15 protein-coding genes are annotated in these 17,245 nt (G+C 63.9%); 14 read left to right on the forward strand and 1 reads right to left on the reverse strand.

Translation table 11 applies throughout. The features are described from left to right. The first annotated feature begins 113 nt into the window (after positions 1 to 113). From ACFQS9_RS24905 to ACFQS9_RS24925, 5 genes are all read left to right on the forward strand, one after another. Positions 114 to 1,442: an aromatic ring-hydroxylating dioxygenase subunit alpha gene (locus ACFQS9_RS24905; RefSeq protein ID WP_378409232.1), complete on the forward strand. Its 1,329-nt coding sequence runs from the start codon at positions 114 to 116 to the stop codon at positions 1,440 to 1,442. Further along, complete coding sequence (locus tag ACFQS9_RS24910; protein WP_378409233.1) at positions 1,439 to 2,014, forward strand: aromatic-ring-hydroxylating dioxygenase subunit beta; 576 nt, start codon at positions 1,439 to 1,441, stop codon at positions 2,012 to 2,014. The genes ACFQS9_RS24905 and ACFQS9_RS24910 overlap by 4 nt, the downstream gene beginning before the upstream one ends. A gap of 64 nt (positions 2,015 to 2,078) precedes the next feature. After that, on the forward strand, positions 2,079 to 3,260 hold the full coding sequence (locus ACFQS9_RS24915; RefSeq protein ID WP_378409234.1) for an acyl-CoA dehydrogenase family protein: 1,182 nt from the start codon (positions 2,079 to 2,081) through the stop codon (positions 3,258 to 3,260). Between the two features lie 66 nt (positions 3,261 to 3,326). Then, positions 3,327 to 4,217, forward strand: a complete 891-nt coding sequence (locus ACFQS9_RS24920; RefSeq protein ID WP_378409235.1) for a VOC family protein — start codon at positions 3,327 to 3,329, stop codon at positions 4,215 to 4,217. 5 nt (positions 4,218 to 4,222) lie between these two features. Further along, positions 4,223 to 4,825 carry an NADPH-dependent FMN reductase gene (locus ACFQS9_RS24925; RefSeq protein ID WP_378409236.1) on the forward strand — a complete coding sequence of 201 codons (603 nt, stop codon included), beginning with the start codon at positions 4,223 to 4,225 and terminating at the stop codon, positions 4,823 to 4,825. An 82-nt stretch (positions 4,826 to 4,907) separates the two neighbouring features. On the opposite strand, the gene ACFQS9_RS24930 is transcribed toward ACFQS9_RS24925, so the two are convergent. Beyond that, the gene (locus tag ACFQS9_RS24930; protein WP_378409237.1) at positions 4,908 to 5,708 is read right to left on the reverse strand and encodes an SDR family NAD(P)-dependent oxidoreductase; all 801 of its coding nucleotides are present in this window, start codon (positions 5,706 to 5,708) and stop codon (positions 4,908 to 4,910) included. A 192-nt stretch (positions 5,709 to 5,900) separates the two neighbouring features. Between ACFQS9_RS24930 and ACFQS9_RS24935 the strand changes: the two genes are divergently transcribed. The 9 genes from ACFQS9_RS24935 to ACFQS9_RS24975 all read left to right on the forward strand — a co-directional run bounded on the left by ACFQS9_RS24935 (position 5,901) and on the right by ACFQS9_RS24975 (position 17,244). Beyond that, positions 5,901 to 7,103, forward strand: coding sequence for an aromatic ring-hydroxylating oxygenase subunit alpha (locus ACFQS9_RS24935; protein ID WP_378409238.1), 1,203 nt, complete (start codon positions 5,901 to 5,903; stop codon positions 7,101 to 7,103). Then, the gene (locus ACFQS9_RS24940; protein ID WP_378409239.1) at positions 7,093 to 7,575 is read left to right on the forward strand and encodes an aromatic-ring-hydroxylating dioxygenase subunit beta; all 483 of its coding nucleotides are present in this window, start codon (positions 7,093 to 7,095) and stop codon (positions 7,573 to 7,575) included. The genes ACFQS9_RS24935 and ACFQS9_RS24940 overlap by 11 nt, the downstream gene beginning before the upstream one ends. Positions 7,576 to 7,665: 90 nt before the next feature. Beyond that, a complete protein-coding gene (locus ACFQS9_RS24945; RefSeq protein ID WP_378409240.1) occupies positions 7,666 to 9,069 on the forward strand; it encodes an MFS transporter in 1,404 nt (467 codons plus the stop codon). Beyond that, positions 9,066 to 9,761: a DUF8020 domain-containing protein gene (locus tag ACFQS9_RS24950; protein ID WP_378409241.1), complete on the forward strand. Its 696-nt coding sequence runs from the start codon at positions 9,066 to 9,068 to the stop codon at positions 9,759 to 9,761. The genes ACFQS9_RS24945 and ACFQS9_RS24950 overlap by 4 nt, the downstream gene beginning before the upstream one ends. A 462-nt stretch (positions 9,762 to 10,223) precedes the next feature. Then, positions 10,224 to 11,672, forward strand: coding sequence for an amidase (locus tag ACFQS9_RS24955; protein ID WP_378409242.1), 1,449 nt, complete (start codon positions 10,224 to 10,226; stop codon positions 11,670 to 11,672). Between the two features lie 177 nt (positions 11,673 to 11,849). Beyond that, positions 11,850 to 13,112 carry an MFS transporter gene (locus ACFQS9_RS24960; RefSeq protein WP_378409243.1) on the forward strand — a complete coding sequence of 421 codons (1,263 nt, stop codon included), beginning with the start codon at positions 11,850 to 11,852 and terminating at the stop codon, positions 13,110 to 13,112. 389 nt (positions 13,113 to 13,501) lie between these two features. Beyond that, entirely contained in the window at positions 13,502 to 15,076 is a 1,575-nt protein-coding gene (locus ACFQS9_RS24965) for a sugar ABC transporter ATP-binding protein (RefSeq protein WP_378409244.1), read from the forward strand. Between the two features lie 9 nt (positions 15,077 to 15,085). Further along, positions 15,086 to 16,165: an ABC transporter permease gene (locus ACFQS9_RS24970; protein WP_378409245.1), complete on the forward strand. Its 1,080-nt coding sequence runs from the start codon at positions 15,086 to 15,088 to the stop codon at positions 16,163 to 16,165. 104 nt (positions 16,166 to 16,269) lie between these two features. After that, positions 16,270 to 17,244, forward strand: a complete 975-nt coding sequence (locus ACFQS9_RS24975) for a sugar ABC transporter substrate-binding protein (protein WP_378409246.1) — start codon at positions 16,270 to 16,272, stop codon at positions 17,242 to 17,244. The last annotated feature ends 1 nt before the right edge of the window (position 17,245 follow it).

A 17,245-nucleotide genomic window follows, 5' to 3' on the forward strand; every position in this document is an offset into this window, starting at 1 on the left:
TCGACTGCGCACGAGGGCGCTGATTAGCTGTGACGCAGACATTGAACGACATCGTCGGAGTGCGACAAGTCTCGCCAAACCGAGACCGCGCAGGAAAATGAAGGGGGATAATCGTGGCCGTTGACGCCGATTATCTGCATTCGTTGGTGAATTGGAATCAGGGCAGCATCGGGCCCGAGATCTTCATCAGCGACGAGATCTACAAGCTAGAGCAGGAACGCATTTTTGGGCGTTCGTGGCTGTTCCTGGCGCACGACAGCATGATCCCGAATCCGCACGACTTCTTCGCGACCTACATGGGCGGAGACCCGGTGCTGGTGGTGCGCCAGCCGGACGGCAGCGTCAAGGCGTTCCTCAACGCCTGCCGGCACCGAGGCATGCGCGTGTGCCGCGCGGAAGAGGGCAACACCCGCTCGTTCATGTGCACCTACCACGGCTGGACCTACGACAGCGCGGGCAAGTTGATGAGTGTCCCCAACCAGGACGACGCGTACTTCGGCAAGCTGTCGCTCGAGGACAACGGCCTGGTACAGGTAGCGCAGGTCGACAGCTACAAGGGAATGATCTTCGGCAACTTCGACCCCACCGCGCCGCCGCTGCACGACTACCTGGGCGATCTCAAGTTCTACATCGACGGCTGGGTCGACCACGCCGAGGGCGGCATCGAAGTCCTACCAGGCGCGATCAAGTGGACGATCAACGCGAACTGGAAGCTGGCTGCCGAGCAGTTTGCCGGCGACACCTACCACGCCACGACCACCCACCTCTCGTCGTTGCTGTCGTTCGGCCCCGGCTTCGACGCCAAGGACGGCGCACACGTTTCCCTCCGTGAGGGACACGGCGAGAGTTTCCTGTTCGAGCGGCACACCCGTTTCGAGGATGACCCACTAGGTCAGTACAACGAGGAGAAGCGGCGGGTTGCGCGCGAGCGGGTGGGCGATCGCGCCGACATGGTCGCAAACTTCAACGCCTTCCCGAACTTCTCCGGACTGCCGGGATCTGCCAATATCCGGGTGTGGCACCCCAAGGGGCCCAACAAGTTCGAGATCTGGTCGTTCACCGTCGTGGAAAAGAATGCGCCGGAGGAAGCGAAGCGTGCCCAACAGATCTCGGCGTCGTTCACCGAGGGCGCGGCGGGTGTCGTGGAGACCGACGACGGCGAGAACTGGGGCATGATCAGCGGCGTTCTCGAGCAGGGATATCAGGCGCGGAAGATGGCCTGGAACTACGAAATGGGGCTTGGCACCGAACGCGAGCACCCGGATTTCCCAGGCGAATATCACGATTCGTTCTTCGGTGAAGCCGGGCAACGCGGCTTCTATCGACGGTGGCTGGAGTTCATGACCACCGAGGCGTGGCCGGTGATCCCACCGGAGGAGCGCACCGGTAGCGCCGACGCCAACGCAGTCACAGCTGGCAGCTTCACAGGAGGTGCGCGATGACTGTCGAGGACGTTGTCGTGGAGTCCGGCGCGAACGTGCTGGAGCAGGTACTGCTCCAGCACCGGGTCGAGCAGTTCCTCTACCGTGAATCGCAGTTGCTGGACCATTGGCAGTGGGCGCAGTGGCTGGAGTTGTTCGCCGACGACATCCTTTACTGGATGCCAGTGCGTAAGAACCGACTTCGTCGCCAGCGCGACGCAGATGAGGTCCCCCAGGGCATCGAGATGGCGCACTTCTACGATGACTTCAGCTCGCTCCAGTTGAGGGTGAACCAGATGCACTCAGGAACCCATTGGGCGGAGGATCCACCGTCGCGGTGCCGGCATCTGATCACGAACGTGCTCGTCACACCGCGCAACGGCGAAGAAGCGGCAGGACTGGAGTCGCCGGAGTACAACGTGTCGTCCAACTTCCTGCTCTACCGCAACCGGCTCGAGTCCGAGACCGACGTCTGGGCAGGCGAACGACGGGACGTGCTGCGCGTGGTTGGCGGGGGCTTCAAGATCGCCAGGCGGACGATCCTGCTGGATCAGAACGTCGTGCAGTCAAAGAACCTGAGCGTCCTTTTCTAGGTCGCTGCTCGGCGTCGAGACTTGCTCCGACGACACTCGGCCGTTCAGGCCGGAATGGAGATGGATGACCATGGTAGTCAAAGAGATCGATAGGTCTTCCGACCTGGCGACACTGCACGAGACGCTCGTCGAGCGTGCGCGCGCCCTGGCACCGCAGATCCGAGAGCGTGCCGCCAAGACGGAGGCGATGCGTGCGGTCCCGCGCGAGTCGATCGCGGAGATCGTCGCGGCCGGGCTGGGTGGGCGAATTCTCGCCCCGCGCCGGTTCGGTGGCGATGAGCTGTCGCTCGACACGATGTACGAGGTGTCGTTGGAGCTCGGTCGAGCCTGCGCCTCCACGGCCTGGTGCGCGGCGTTGCTTCCGCACGACGCGCACATGGTCGGGTTCTTCCCTCAGGCCGCACAGGAGGCCGTCTGGGCGGACGGGCCTGATGCATGCATTGCAGCATCGCTTGCGCCCGCCGCAACTGTACAAAAGGTCGACGGCGGGTATCGACTCACCGGCCGGCACGGCTTCGCCAGCGGCGTGGACCACGCGTCCTGGGTGATCGTGAGCGGACTGATCAAAGACGGTGGCCGACCCGCGAATCACCACTTCCTGGTGAAGCCGGGCGACTACACGATCGACGACGACTGGTACGCCGCCGGGATGCGGGGGACCGGCAGCAAGACGATCGTCGTAGACGACGTCTTCGTACCCGACGGCTTCGTGCTCGCGGCGGCGGCGTTGGTGGCAGGAGACGCTCCCGGCGCGGAGGTCAACCAGGGTGCGCTCTACCGCCAGCCGTTGGCATTGCACGCTGGGCTGACGTTCCTGGGCCCCATGATGGGTACGGCACTGGACGCCTTCGACCACTTCGTCGACTGGGCGCGCGGACGAGCACAGACGGCCGGATCGGAGATCGTCCAGGAGGCGGTCGCGCGGACTGCGGCCGACCTCGACCTGGCCCAGCTTGCGGTGTGGAGAATCCTGACCGCGGCACGCACCTCCGGGACCTTCGAGCTGGCTGACCGCGCGGAGATCCTGCGCGACTACAACCGGGTGGCCGAACTGCTCGTCGAGTCGGTCGATCGGCTGTTCGCGCTGAGTGGTACCTCCGGGTTCAAGGAGACCAGCCCGATGCAGCAGAAGTGGCGTGACATCCACATGATGGCCAGTCACGTCTCGTTCACTCGAGCCAACTTCCAGCACTACGGCCGGATGGTGCTCGGACTCGAGCGCGATCCGAAGCTCGTCGTTTTCTGAGTCCTCGGCGCTCGACCGATTCGCAGTCCTCGTTGCTACGTTTGATCTTCGGAAGGAAGTAGACCCATGGCTGCTGTCAGCCAACTCAGTTATGTCGTCGGGACGTCCAGCGACGTCTCGGGCTGGAAGAAATACGCGACGGAAGTCCTAGGGTTGGAGGTGTCGCGAGACAGCGACGACAGCCTGCTCTACGTCCGGGCCGACGACCGGCACCATCGGATCGGCGTACGGGCAGGCCACGAGGACGACGTCGCCTACGTGGGATGGGACGTGGCGTCGAAGGCCGCTCTCGAAGCCGCCGCTGCGCAGCTTGACGCCGCAGGAGTAGAGGTGACGGCCGGCACGCCGGAGGAGGCCGCCGATCGCCGGGTCATGGAGTTCGTCCACTTCACCTGTCCGTACTCGGGCGTGCGGATGGAACTCGTACTCGGGCACGAGAAGATCTTCATGCCGCGGTTCCATCCGTCCCGGGATCTGGCCGGCTTCAACACGGGCGAGATGGGCATGGGGCACGTCGTGCTGTACTCCGCTGACATCGCCGGAGCGGCCGACTTCTATTCTCGGGTACTGGGCTTCGGTGTCAGCGACTTCGCCAACATCCCGAATGTCGGGCCGTTCGCGGTGTTCCTGCACTGCAATACCCGGCATCACTCGCTCGCCTTCATGAACATTCCGGGTGCGCCGCGACGTATTCAGCACGTGATGTTCGAGACGGTCAGCATCGACGATGTCGGCCACAGCTACGACCTGTGCCTGGACCGTGGAATCACGAGCACCTCGACGGGGCGACACCAGAACGATCACGTCTTCTCCTTCTACTTCCGCAATCCGTCCGGATGGCACTTCGAGTACGGCTGGGGCCCGCGGATGGTCGATCCCGAGACCTGGACGGCCGAAAACTATAACTTGGGTTCAGGTTTCGCGTGGGGACACGACGGCCTGATGAAGATGGTGTGACGGACGTGGACCTCGCAGTGCAGCCATTCATCGTGGGTCTCGGCGGGACCCTGCGCGAGGGGTCGTCGACGGAGTCGGCCCTGCGCATCGCGCTGGATGCAGCTGAGGAAAACGGTGCGCGCACCGAGTTGTTCGGCGGCAGCGCGCTCGCCCGCCTACCCATGTACGACCCGGACGTCCCGAACGGAGAGGAAGCGCATCGGCTCATCGAGGCGCTTCGTGTGGCCGATGGCGTGATCATCGCCTCGCCGGGTTACCACGGCTCTGTCTCGGGTCTGGTCAAGAACGCTCTCGACTACGTCGAGGACCTGCGAGACGACGGCAATCCATACCTGTCCGGCCGGGCGATCGGCTGCGTCACAACCGCTTACGGCTGGCAGGCAGCGGTCACGACACTGCAGACTCTGCGCAGCATCGTGCACGCGCTGCGAGGGTGGCCGACCCCCCTTGGCGCGGCAATCAACTCGGGCATCACCCGGATCGCCTATGGGCAGCCGCTCGATGAGCGCGTTGAGTTTCAGTTGCGCACCGTCGGCCGCGAGGTCTGTGCATTGAGTCGCGTAGCTCGCTCCACCACGAACGGCTTCGCGGGCGTGGCGTCCGAGTAGTCATTGTCCCGACAGCCCACGGGAATCGCCCCGGCGTTCGATGATTCGAGCGCCGGGGCGATGTGCGTTGGTGTGCTTGTGTTCAAGCATCCTCGAATATCGCGAAATGCTTTCCGGCCGTGAGCCCTCCGTCGACGGCAAGCACCGCGCCGGTGATGTAGCTGGCCTCGTCAGACGCGAGGAAGACCGCGGGACGAGCGATCTCCTCCGGCTCGGCGTAACGCTTCATCGGGCACAGGTCGTCGAGCAAGGAATCGTGACCCGGCACCCGGTCGAGATAGTCCCGGATCCGTGGGGTCATCGTGCTACCCGGGCAGACGGCGTTGACGCGAATCCCGTCGGCGGCGTAGTCCATCGCCATGTTCTTGGTAAGCAGCAGCACCCCACCTTTGGCGGCACTGTAAGCGGAGCAACGGTTTTCGGCCAGAATGCCGGCGGTCGATGAGATGTTGACGATGCTGCCGCCGCCGGCACGCCGCAGCTCGGGAATGACATGTTTCGAGCAGCGGTATACCGAGGTGAGGTTGATGTCGATCATTCGATACCAGTCGCTGTCGGCCATTTCGTCGACTCGCTTCGGCAGACTTGCGCCGGCGACGTTGAACAACGCATCGATTCGGCCAAAGCTTTCCAGTGCCGCCGCGACGGCACCGGGCATGGCTTCGGAATCTGTCACATCGACTGTGGTCCAAGTAGATTCACCGCCTACTCGACCAATCTCATCGGCGGTGGAACGGGCCGCATCGGCGTTGAGGTCCGCGACGACGACAGAACCGCCCCGCGAGGACCACTCGACGGCGATGGCTCGCCCGATGCCTGCGCCGGCTGCGGTGACAATGGCGGTACGCCCCGAAAGGGGTGGTAGTGGAACTGGTGACAACACGGCAAGTCTGCCTTTCCATCATGTGGCACAGTAGGTTTGGAGGAATCTGGGCCTTGACCCGGAGTGAATTGGATCATAGTATTTGCCGCATCGGCAGCAGCTCGTTCTGAGCGCCGGAATCATCAGGGCAGATCGTCTAGGCCGTATCAAACGGCCAGTGCCCGCAAGGAATTCGATGCGGAGGCCACTCCCATGGTGCACACCACCATAACCGAACCAGAAACCGTGACCGACTACGAGCAGGTTCGTGCGTCGATCGCCGCACGCTTCACCAACCCGCTCGACCTTCCCAAGGAGATCTTCTCCGATCCAACGGTCTATCGTGAGGAGCTGGAACGGATCTTCTACGGCCCGTACTGGCATCCGGTCGCGCACCGTGCTGAACTCGGCGAGGTCAACAGTTTCAAGACGACCTGGCTTGGTGAGGTCCCGATCCTCGTCAGCCGCGGGGCCGACGATCGCATTCGTGCGTTCGTCAACACCTGCACGCACCGCGGGACCCTACTCGAGCAGCGTGAGGTGGGCGTAGCCCGAGAATTCCAGTGCCCCTACCATCGCTGGCTTTTCAACAGCAATGGCGAGTTCTGCGGAGCGCCCGGCGAGCGTGAGTTTCGGTCGGACTTCGATCGCAAGGACTACGCGCTGCCCGAGCTGCGGGTGTCGGAAATCGCCGGCCTGATCTTCGTGACACGGCACCCGGAGACTCCGCTGCTCGAGACCTTCCTCGGTGAATGTGCCGATCCCGTACGCGACTGTCTGATCGACGACGGGGACCTGACGTTGCTCGGCTACCAGAAGGTCGTGTACAAGACGAACTGGAAGACGTATTTCGACAACGACTTCTACCATGCGCCGCTGCTGCACACAGGGTTCCGCATCATGGGTTGGCAGGGCGGCAAGGGCGACGTGCGTATCACCCAGCCAGTGGGACACTTCTCGGTCGGCTACCAGAGCACGCCCTACGTCGACAACGGATATCTGGCCGATCCGAGCGTCGTACAGTTTCGCGGCACCGATGATCGGGCCAGGGTCGTGGCCCTGCGCCCGGTCACCGTGATGACCAAGCATGTGGACACCATCAATGTGCGGTTCGCGCGGCCACGCGGTGTGGATCGCACGGAGGTCAGCTACGCGTTCTTCGGGCACGCCAGTGACACCGAGGAGTATCGCCAGCACCGCGTTCGCCAGGCGTCAAATCTCCTCGGCCCCAGTGGGTTCATCACGATCGAGGATGCAGCGGTGTTCAACCGACAGCAGATGACGGCTGACGATGGCACGTTGGCCCGTTTCGTCAAGGGAGTCGATGGACGTCCCGAGGATGCCACCCAGAACGACGAGATCGGCAATACCGTCGGCTGGGCCAACTACCGGAAGGTGATGGGCTTTGATCACTGAGACTGCCACCGAGATTCGCGCGGTCGACGATCTGCTCGGCCGTTACTCGCAGGTACTCGACGAGCAGGACTGGGCGCTGTGGCCGGACCTGTTCGCACAGGAGTGCTCGTACACTGTGCACACGCTCGACAACATTCAGCGCGGCCTCCCGTTGGCGTATATGTACGACGACAACCGGGCGCGTGTGATCGACCGGATCAAGTTCATCACCGAGGTGTGGGCGGGGACAATCGAGCCCTACCGGACGCGGCATGTCACCCAGCGCACTCAGGCCGCGCCGCTGTCCGAGAGCAGGTGGGCCGTCCGCGCCAACTTCCAGGTCAGTTTCACCGAGAACGACTCGCTCTCCGGTCTCTTGGCGACCGGCTATTACGAGGACGTAGTGGAGCTGGGCGAGGACTGTGCCCGGTTCGTCAGTCGCGCTGTGCGCCTGGACAGCATGCCGGCGCGGTACCTGGTGTATCCGCTGTAACACGGCGGCCTGGCCGCAGGGGACGAACTCGAACCGTCCTCGTTGCACAGAGCAACCCATCCCTGTCTCTGCCCACGAAATGGAACCACGATGGACATTTCAACCGCGATCAAGAAATCGCCGATGAGCCGCTTCCAGTATCTCGCGTTGACGGCCTGCCTACTGGTCCTGACGATCGACGGATTCGACGTCTTCGTCATGGGATTCGTCCTTCCGCACCTTCCCGATGGTTTCTTCGCCAGCAGCGCGGAGAAGGGGTACCTGCTCAGCGCGGGGCTCGCCGGAATGGCGGTGGGGTCATTGCTGCTGTCACCGCTAGGGGACCGGTTCGGCAGGCGCAAGCTGGTGCTCTGGTGCCTGGTGATCAACTTCCTCGGCCTGGCGACATCGGCGATGGCACCGAACGTCGAGGCCCTCACGCTCGCACGCCTGGTCACGGGCCTGGGTATCGGTGGTATGACCGCCAGCCTGACCGTGCTCGTCCAGGAGTACTCGTCGGAGGAGCGCCGCAACGCCGTCATGGGCGTCTACGTGATCGGATTCCCTCTCGGCTCGCTCATCGGAGGATTCATCGGCACGATGCTCATCGGCGCCTTCGGCGGGGCATGGCAGGCGATGTTCGTCTTCGGTGCCGTCATCACGGGTGTCGCCTTCTTCCTGACGTGGAGGCTGATTCCCGAGTCGATCGACTTCCTCATCGCCCGTGACACGCCGCGTGACCGCGCCGAGATCGCCTCGGTGGCTGTCAAACTCCGCAATCCCGTCATCGATCCCGAGGCGCGCCCGGCATTGTCGGTGACGGTCGGATCCAACGGCTCGATCCGCGGTCTGTTCGAGAGGGGCATGTACTACCGCACCCTCCTGTCGTGGGTGGCCTACTCGTGCGTGATGGCGATGTTCTACTTCGCCAGCTTCTGGACCCCGGAGTTGATCAAGGTGTCCAGCGGCAGTAAGGACTTGGGCACCACCGCGGGCCTGATCCTCAGCCTCGGTGGAGTCGTCGGGGCCCTCGTATTCGGCGCGTGGACACTGCGGATCTCCGCGCAGAAGCTGCTGTGGATCGCCATGCTTGTCACGGCCGTCGCGATTGTCGCTTTCGCGACGTTCTTTACCCAGTCGGATATCGCGATAGCGCTGACGGTGGTCATCGGCTTGTTCACCTTCATCTCGATCACCGGACTGATGGCCGTGGTGCCGCCGCTCTACGCGGTGCGTACCCGGTCGACCGCACTCGGGTGGATGATTGGCATCGGCCGACTCTTCTCGATCTCGGCGCCGATCGTGGTCGGGTACGCGCTGATGGTCGCGGCTCCTCGTACGTTGTACTTCTACTCGGCGGTGCCGATGCTGATCGGCGCGGCGGCGACGTACGCGCTGTGGCGTCACGTACGGGGCGAGGTGGCCCCGATGGACGCCAGCGCCGCTGCCTCTCCGGTCGCGACACACACGACATCGCGCCCCGAGGTCGGCGATGAAGAGGTTGTGGCCTCATGAGTATCCGCAAGTTCACTGCCACCGCCATCCTGGCGATCACCGCAACGAGCATCGCCACCGGTACCGCTCACGCTGTACCCAGGACGACCGATGCGCCGCAGACAAGCCAGAACGTCGAGCACGCCGTCGACTGGACCGTCACCAGTGCCGGCAACCAGGTCATCGTCCAGACCGCCGCCGGGACGCTGAGCACCGAGAACAACCACCTCGTCGTCCGCGACGGCCGGGGTGCCGCAGTCGAAGCCGTCCCTCTGGCAATCGCATTCGATGGCCTGGCCTATCCGGTCGCCGCCCAAGTCGCCGGCAATACCGCCACCCTGACAGCGAACACCGACGCCGGCGCCGCCACCCTGGTGCCGAGATTCGGCAACGCCCGAGATATCGACCTCCCCGCCGCCATCGGCGGCGTTCAGCCCGCGATCAGTCTGACCTCTGCGGTCGGCGGCTTCCTCGGCGCTGCCACCGGACTGGTCGGCGGCTGCCTGCTGGGGGCGACGGTGGCGGGCGTGGTCTCTGCTCCAGCTGCAATGCTCTTCGGCGCTGGACCGCTTGCTGGCTGCGTCGGCGGGGCGCTGTTGCTCGGCGCCACGTCAGGATTGGCTGGCACCGCGATCGGCGGGCTTGGCTCCGCGCTGGCGAATGCGCCGCAGTTCATTCAGCTCCTCAACCAGCCCGCGGCGCCGAAGAAGTAGGCAGATCTGGCTGCGGTCACGTTCACATGTGGGCGAGGCCCAGTCACGCATACCGTTGGGAGGATTCTCGAATGCCATTGCTCATCTTGCATGCTGTAATCGCCTGTGCCAGTTTGGTCATACCCCGCCGCTGCGCAGGGCTGATTCAACGAATCCTTACGGATATCGCCATCGCGCGAGGCAACGCAAGATGGGTAGCCATGGTCGGGAGTGCACAGGGAGAGTCATCGAGTTGCCGTTCGCTTGATGTCGAAATGGCCAGTGGGGGTGTGGATGTACCCGAGCCTCCCATGATCGCGTTGTCGTAGGCCTAGCCTTCTGCCTTCGACGCTGCCGCGACGACGGTTGTGCCACATGGCGGAACGCCGCGCTGGTGTCCGGGCCAGGCCCTCGGCGATCCTAAACACTGCTTTTCTGCACGGCGGATGATCGCCGTGGTTCAGGCTTCTTCTGGAGGTTTGCATGACCGACCTAGCGTTTCGCTCCGCACGCGAGCTCGCTGCCGCAGTCGCGGCGAAAGAGGTGTCGAGCCTCGAGCTGCTCGACCACTATCTCGCGCGGGTGGAGCGGCACGATCCACAGGTGAACGCTATCGTTGCCCGGGACGAGGAGGGTGCGCGAGCCGCGGCCTTGGCGGCCGACCGCGCGGTCTCCCGCGGCGAGCCGCTCGGCCGCCTCCATGGCGTCCCCGTGACGATCAAGGACAGCCTGGAGGTTGCGGGCATGCGGACCACCGGGGGTTCGACCCGCTGGGGGCATCATGTCTCGACGAGCGACGCCGAGTCGGTCGGGCGGCTCAAGAACGCGGGAGCGGTCGTGTTCGGCAAGTCCAACCTGCCGGCCGACGCCCGGGACTGGCAGACCTACAACGAGGTTTACGGGATCACGAACAATCCGTGGGACCCGACCCGCGGACCTGGCGGTTCGTCCGGCGGGTCCGCCGCGGCACTCGCCGCGGGGCTGACCGGTCTGGAGCTCGGCGGCGACACGGCAGGCTCGATTCGGGTGCCCGCCCACTTCTGCGGCGTCTACGGGCTGCGCCCGTCGTACGGGATTGTGCCGAGGCACGGGAGCGTCTCGGGGCATGCTCCTGGAACGCTGGCGGAGTTCGACATGGCGGTACTTGGCCCGCTCGGCAGGCACGCCGACGACCTCGATCTGGGTCTCGACGTACTCGCAGGAGCAGACCGCGACCACGCCCCGGCATGGCGGTTGGAGCTGCCTGCCGCCAGGGCGAGCACTATGCGGGAGTTCCGGGTGGCGGCATGGCTCGACGACCCGTTCTGTCCTGTCGACAGCGAGCTGGTCGCGATCATGCAGACGGCGCTGGAGGCGGTGCGGGCCGAAGGCGCCACCGTGGTCGAGGGCAAGGGGCCGGTCGGGCTCGAGGAGACGATGACTCTCTATCAGCCGTTGCTGATGGCGCAGAGCGGGCTGATCGAGCCGGACGAGTCGTATGCCGGGCTCGTGGAGCTCGCCGCGGCGGAAGGGGCCGCGGGCGGGTTCGCGTCGGACCTGACGATCCGCTTCCGTAGCTGGCACACGCTCGACGAACGTCGGCAATACTCCCGCCGCCGCTGGGCCGAGTTCTTCCGTGACATCGACGTGCTCCTCTGTCCGGTGAGCCCTACGGCCGCCTTCCCCCACGACCATCGTCCCGATCCCGGTTTTTCAGTCCGAACACTGCGGGTCGACGGCGCCGACCGGCCGTATCGCGAGATGCTCCCGTGGATGGCGCCGTCGGCGCTCAACCATCTGCCCGCGGCGGTGGCGCCTGTCGGGGCGACCCGGGACGGGCTTCCGGTCGGTATCCAGGTAATCGCGCCCTACCTGCACGACCGCACCGCGGTGCGGTTCGTACAGTGCCTTGCGGAGGTCATCGGCGGGTTCCGCCGTCCCCCGGGATTCTGACGCAGCCACCGGGCCGCCAGCCTGCGGCGTAGCGGCGGGCGGCCCGGGCGCCGCGTTCTCGTCCCGTGCGGAGCGCATCCCTAGTTGAGGGTGCCTGCGGGCTACCGAGACGACGTCGCGACGGAACTCTTCGGGGTCCTTTTTGCGACCATCAATCAACGGACTCAGCGAGGCCCAGTGCGTATCAGCAGTCACCCCATCGGATCCGAATCGCATTTGGCTCCACGCTATCTCGATGAGCCGAGAGAGGGCAGTGCTCGGTGTCGCGGCCTGTTCCTCGTCTTCGCGATCGTCGCGGCGTCAATCGCCCTTCGGCCACCGCTTACTGTGATCGGGCCGCTCTCAGACACAGTGCACATGTCGACCGGTTTGTCGTCGAGCGCCATTGGAGTGCTCACCACGCTTCCATTGATCATTTTCATGCTGTTGTCCACACAAGTGCCGCGCATTTCGCGTCGTCTCGGGATCGAAGGTGCCATGTTGGTTGCCTTCGTGCTTGTAGCGTTGGGCAGCCTGATGCGTTGGGTGCCTTCGACGTTGGCCCTCTATCTCGGAACGGCAGTCCTTGCTTGCGGTCTCACGGTTCCAAACGTTCTGTTGCCCAGTATCATTCGCCGTGACTTCCCTTCACGGATCGGGTCGATGACCAGCATGTACACCACCTTGATGGCAGGTGCCGCGGGCGTTGCGTCGTTTCTTGCCCTTCCTCTCGCGATCGACGTCGGGTGGGGCTGGCGGGTGACCGCTGCCTCCACCGGGCTGCTTGCCGCCATCGCAGCGCTCGCATGGCTCCCGCTCACCCGCGTGAGCCAGCAGGCGTCGGCTCGTCCTGCCGAACAGAACCCGTTGTGGCGTTCGAGCACTGCTTGGTGGGTCGCGCTGTTCTTCGCCACCCAGACACTGACGTTCTACTCCGTCGTGGCCTGGCTCGTTCCAGTCCTCACTTCCAAGCACCTGACGCCGGCCGTGAGTGGGGCATTTCTGGGTGGATTCTCGGTTGTGGGGATCGCCAGCAGCTTGCTCGCTCCCACTCTCGCTGCGCGACAGCGCAGCCAAAGCGCAATTGCCGCAGCGTTCGGGGGTATTCAGGTGGTTGGAGTCGTGGGTCTGGCTTCGGCCAATGACATGACCGCTGGGTTCTTCGCCCTTGTCTTCGGTATGGGGGCCGCCGGCAGCTTTGCGGTTGCCTTCGCGTTGTTCGGCTTGAGGGCCCCCAACCATAAGATGTCGAGTCAGCTTTCTGGGATGTCGCAAACCGTCGGTTACGGCGCTGCGGCAGTGGGCCCAATCTTGTTCGGGTACTTTCATGATCTGTTCGGCAATTGGCGCGTCCTTCTCGGCACCCTCGTCGTCCTGGCTGTCGCAAGCATCGCGCTGGGCATCCTCGCGGGACGCCCCAAGTTCGTGCCCGCCGGAGTCACGGGCGCGGATCACCCCTGAGGAGATCCATACCCGCTAAGTCCGTGAAGCCCTTCACGCCGCTCGGCCAAGACGTGTGGCTCGTGGTCTACTTCACCGGAATCCTTGGGATGCTGAGGAATTCGTTACCCACGTGCTCGTAGGTGGCCGAATCCGCGACGATGACATGATCCGAGTGCACGCAATGGAACGCAGACCGTACAGGCGCGACGCGGGCTGTACGGCGCGTCCGGTTCCCTAAGGACACGGCGCATCAGAGTTCGGGTAGTTGGCCTGCGCTTTCCGTCCACTGGAACGAGAGGTTGGCCCGTCCGGAGGACGCCCCATTACCGTGCCATCCATCCACCGGTCCCGGTGGCAGGGTCTCATCCTTGTCCGATCCCTCGGCAGTCGACTGGAGGAAGTCACGCATGCATGACGCAGATAGCCTGCAGGGCCCCGTCGTGCGACACCCCTTCGTGACGATGCGCGGGATGGTGAAGAGGTTTCCCGGCGTGTTGGCTCTGGACTCGGTGGACCTGTCACTTTACCCAGGCGAAGTGCACGCCTTGACGGGCGAGAACGGCTCAGGGAAGTCGACGTTGGCGAAGCTGTTGGCCGGGACGCATCGCGCCGACGCCGGCGTGATCACCATCGATGGGCAGGTGGTGAGCATAGCGAGTCCGCGCCAGGCCCTGAGTCACGGAATCGTCACCATAAGTCAGGAATTGACACTGAATCCCACGTTGAGCGTGGCCGAGAACATCTATATGGGACGGGCACCTGTGGGGCGGTTCGGCACGGTGTCCTGGCGCTCGATGAACGCTGCTGCTCGCGAGTTGCTCGACCGGCTCGACGTCGGCGTTGACGAGACCGCATCCGTGGGCGATCTCAGACTCGAGCTGCAGCAGGAAATCGAGATCGCGCGTGCGTTGTCGATGCGAGGACGGGTTCTGATTCTCGACGAAGCGACCAGCAGTCTGTCGGAGAAGTCGGCCGCGCGCCTCATGGAGGTGGTCGAAGAACAACGCGACAAGGGTGTCGCGGTCCTGATGATCACCCACCGGATGCCTGAGATCTATCGCACCGCGACGAGGGCGACTGTGCTTCGCGATGGTGCATTGGTGGACACGGTTGGCCTGCCGCGCACCCCCGAGCGGGAGTTGGTGCGCTTGATGGTCGGTCGCGAACTCGGCGACTACTACGGATCGCGGACGTCGTCGGCGCCTGATTCCGAATCTTCGGCGGTACCGGCGCTGCGATTGAGCGGTTTGCGCACCGCTGATGGTGCCCTGCAGCCCACCGACCTGGACGTGCGGCGCGGCGAGATCCTCGGCGTGGCAGGACTGGCAGGCTGCGGGAAGCTGGAGCTTGGGTTGGCGTTGGCGGGTGCGATTTCGTCGCTCGGCACCGTGGAGGTCGACGGCGAAGCCATCTCACTGCATACACCGTTGGATGCCAGGCTCGGGGGCATCGGTTACGTGCCTGACGATCGCAAAGGTGCAGCACTTCTGCTCGAACGAAGTGTCACGGAGAATTTCTCCCTGGCAAATATGAAGCGGCTCATGCCGTTCGGCTTCCTGAACAGCGCATTGGAACGGACCGTCGTCCAGCGTTCGATCGAGCGATACGCGGTGCGAACGGCGTCGGCGAACACAACGGTCGGGGTGCTCTCCGGCGGCAATCAGCAAAAGATAATCCTCGGACGGACGTTCGACCTCGGCTGCCCGGTGTACGTACTCAACGAGCCGACACGTGGCGTCGACGTCGGATCGAAGAGCGCGATCTACGCATTCCTGCGCGCCGAGGCCGACCGGGGCGCCGCCGTCGTTCTCATTTCTTCGGAACTACCCGAATTGCTGGGGATGAGCGACCGAATAGTCGCGATGTACCGGGGCGGAATCTGCGGCGAGTTCACCGGTGACCGGATGACCGAGGAGCTGGTCAACGAAGCCGCGGTATCGGGCAGGAATGCGCCGGCCGTAACCCATCAGTCAGCATTGTGAGGAACGAACGTGACGAACACATTCGATGTCCCGGCGCCTGCCGATTCGTTTGAGAAGAGGCACAAGCGCCGGACCGGGTTCCCCTTGCGTCTGCACGATCAGGGCGGCGTGCTGATAGCACTGGGTGCCGTCGTCGTATTCCTGTGCCTGACGCAACCGGCATTCCGAACCTGGTCGAATGTCGTCAACATCGTCGGGTCGAACAGTGTGGCGCTGTTACTCGCTCTCGGTGCGACGTTCGTCATCATCTCGGGCGGAATCGACCTGTCGACGACCGCAGTGGCGGCTGCGGCAGGAATGGTCTTCGGCCTTGCATTGCAGGCGGGGTGGCCGCTAGTCGCCTCGATGCTCGCCGCACTTGCCGCTGGCGGGGCGTTTGGTCTGGCGAATGGACTGCTGATCGCACGAGCCAGGTTGTCGTTTCTGGTGGTGACCCTCGGTATGGCTTCCATCGCAACGAGCTTCGCGCTCATCATCGGTGATGGAACTACCGTCAATGTCTTTACAATCGAGCAATTCTCGCCGGTTCGTACCTTTGCTACTGGAACGGTCGGCGGCGTTTCGATCGTCCTCGTGTTCGACCTCCTGATGATCGGGGCATGTGCCTTCGTACTCAAGTACACCCGATTCGGGCGTTCAGTCTTTGCGATAGGGTCGAATTCTGAGGCGGCGCGAATGAACGGAATCAACGTCCCTCGCACGACCGTGTACGTGTATCTGCTTGCGGGGGCGGCAGCAGGCATCGCGAGTCTGATTCAGGTCGGACGCCTCACCGGGGCGGCACCACAAATCGACGTCTCGTTACTCAACGGTGTGCTGGCGGCGGTATTAATCGGTGGCACTTCATTTTCCGGTGGTCGCGGCAGCATCGGCGGAACCGCGCTGGGAGTTCTCTTTCTCGGCGTCGTGCAGAACGCGATGACGCTCACTGATGTGTCGACGTTCTGGCGACAAGCCGTCAACGGCGCACTACTCATCATCGCGGTGTGGCTGGGACTTCTGCAGAACAACGGCATGTCGATGCGCGCCGTCTTTGACAAGTACACGCGTAACCGAGCGGTGTCGAACAAGCAGGAGGAAACCGGATGAGCAGCGGTCAGGGCGAAGCCTCATCGCATTCGAGAATTCACCTAGGCAGAGGTATATCCATGATGGTTCGTAGGAGGTCCACTCTCGTAGGCGTCGGTGCGATCGTGCTCGCAGCGGGACTCGCCGCGTGCAGCTCGGGTGCCGGTGCGGGATCGGGCGTGGGGCAAGGCGAAGTCACCGTCGCCTATTCGTCGCCCGTCATGGCCCAAGAGGCTCAGCAGGACACGGTTTTCGGCCTGGAATCGGCTGCCGAGTCACTTGGGTGGACAATCAAGGTCTACGACGCCAACCTCTCGGCGGATGCGCAGGTGTCAAACGTCCAGACGATGATCGATCAAGACGTTTCGGCGCTGACGTCCTGGTCGTTGGACGCGGGTGCGGTCGGCGGGGTGTACTCGAATGCTCAGTCCGCGGGAATACCGGTTATCGGGATGAATTCGGGAGGCGCCGGCGTCAGTTCGTCTACCTGGTGGGCGGTCAACCGCTGTGATCCCGGTGGGCCGCTCGAGCAGCTCGCGAAGATGTTCGCCGTGGCCAAGCCTGACATGAAGATCATCATCATGGGTGGTCCGCCGGTTCCCTCGGTGGAGGCCAATACCGAATGCTTCACGAGGGCTGCTGAAGAAGCGGGCCTCGATATCATTGCCTCGCAGTCGAACACCCAGGACACCACTGCGAACGCCGCCGCGCTCGCCCAGGATCTGTTGACCGCGCATTCGGATGTCGAAGCATTCTGGGCTTACAACGATGCGTCCGCCCTCGGTATCTCCGCCGCAATCGCGGGCAGCGGCCGGACTGTCTCCACCGGAACCGGTAGCGGGATCATGGTTACCGGCATCAATGGAGATGCCGCAGCGATCGACGCCATTCGCCAGGGCCGGATGACCGCGACGATCGACGCGAACGCCGTCGCCAACGGTTGGGTGGCTGTGGCCGCAATGCGTGACGCCATCAACGGCGAGACGGAGAAGACCTATGTCGTCGACACGGATATCATCGACGGGAACAACATCGCCGATTACATAGCGCCCCGTGAGCGCACCTACTCGCTCGATGACCTGCCGCTCGTTGGCAGGTAGA

This window comes from Rhodococcus daqingensis (genome assembly GCF_042665615.1).
In the GTDB taxonomy this organism is placed as follows: domain Bacteria; phylum Actinomycetota; class Actinomycetes; order Mycobacteriales; family Mycobacteriaceae; genus Rhodococcus_G; species Rhodococcus_G daqingensis.

Bases quoted from the DNA above. Each gene is read 5' to 3' on its own strand.
- ACFQS9_RS24965 (WP_378409244.1), top strand. From the start codon at position 13,502: ATGCATGACGCAGATAGCCTGCAGGGCCCCGTCGTGCGACACCCCTTC.
- ACFQS9_RS24920 (WP_378409235.1), top strand. From the start codon at position 3,327: ATGGCTGCTGTCAGCCAACTCAGTTATGTCGTCGGGACGTCCAGCGAC.
- ACFQS9_RS24945 (WP_378409240.1), top strand. From the start codon at position 7,666: ATGGACATTTCAACCGCGATCAAGAAATCGCCGATGAGCCGCTTCCAG.
- ACFQS9_RS24955 (WP_378409242.1), top strand. From the start codon at position 10,224: ATGACCGACCTAGCGTTTCGCTCCGCACGCGAGCTCGCTGCCGCAGTC.
- ACFQS9_RS24950 (WP_378409241.1), top strand. From the start codon at position 9,066: ATGAGTATCCGCAAGTTCACTGCCACCGCCATCCTGGCGATCACCGCA.
- ACFQS9_RS24915 (WP_378409234.1), top strand. From the start codon at position 2,079: ATGACCATGGTAGTCAAAGAGATCGATAGGTCTTCCGACCTGGCGACA.
- ACFQS9_RS24910 (WP_378409233.1), top strand. From the start codon at position 1,439: ATGACTGTCGAGGACGTTGTCGTGGAGTCCGGCGCGAACGTGCTGGAG.
- ACFQS9_RS24935 (WP_378409238.1), top strand. From the start codon at position 5,901: ATGGTGCACACCACCATAACCGAACCAGAAACCGTGACCGACTACGAG.